The 346-nt window shown below is 78.6% G+C and carries 1 pseudogene; it reads left to right on the plus strand.

Annotated elements, in window-relative coordinates:
- A pseudogene (locus G3I42_RS09060) lies at window positions 1-346 on the plus strand (SARP family transcriptional regulator); the annotation flags it as partial.

Below are 346 nucleotides of genomic sequence, written 5' to 3' on the forward strand. Positions count from 1 at the left end.
GGACTGCTGGTGCGGACGCAGGCGCGCTGCGGGCTCGGGGACTTCGCGGCAGCCGAGGCGTGCGCGGCGGCGGCGGACGCGCTGGCCGCACGGCACGAACTGCCGCTCGTACGGGTCTTCACGACGTGGTTCCGCGCGCTGCGCGCCTCGCTGGCGGGCGGCGGCTGGGAGCCGTACGAGGAGGCGGTGGCGCTCCTCCCCGGCTGCGGCATGCCGGGCTTCGCCACGGGCCTCCCGGCGCTGGCGCGCCTCACGGTCGCGGTGCGGACCGGCGAACAGCCGCCGCCGGACGGGGACTTCGGGCCGTACGAGCCGTGGGTGCGGCCTCTTCTGGGGGCGCACGGGG

This window comes from Streptomyces sp. SID11385 (assembly GCF_010548245.1).
Lineage (GTDB): Bacteria > Actinomycetota > Actinomycetes > Streptomycetales > Streptomycetaceae > Streptomyces.